The organism is Priestia sp. 53B2, assembly GCF_056099005.1.
In genome coordinates this window covers 1-255 of the sequence record NZ_JBLZXA010000097.1, presented here as the reverse complement: position 1 = coordinate 255, position 255 = coordinate 1, and the positions used below count along the sequence as shown (strand labels likewise).

Below are 255 nucleotides of genomic sequence, written 5' to 3'. Positions count from 1 at the left end.
TGGCTCACCATTTATATTCACACGCGGGTGTGGCGGAATTGGCAGACGCGCTAGACTTAGGATCTAGTGTCTTACGACGTGGGGGTTCAAGTCCCTTCACCCGCATCTTTCATTAATTTCATATATGTGCGGAAGTAGTTCAGTGGTAGAACACCACCTTGCCAAGGTGGGGGTCGCGAGTTCGAACCTCGTCTTCCGCTCCACATATATAAGTCCTGCCGGGGTGGTGGAATTGGCAGACACACAGGACTTAAA

At 51.0% G+C, this 255-nt stretch carries 2 tRNA genes; both read left to right on the top strand.

Annotation, left to right across the window (positions count from 1 at the left end):
• The first annotated feature begins 23 nt into the window (after positions 1-23).
• A tRNA-Leu gene (locus ACN6NE_RS31290) sits at positions 24-105 on the top strand.
• Positions 106-128: 23 nt separating this feature from the next.
• A tRNA-Gly gene (locus tag ACN6NE_RS31285) sits at positions 129-203 on the top strand.
• Positions 204-255: the final 52 nt, after the last annotated feature.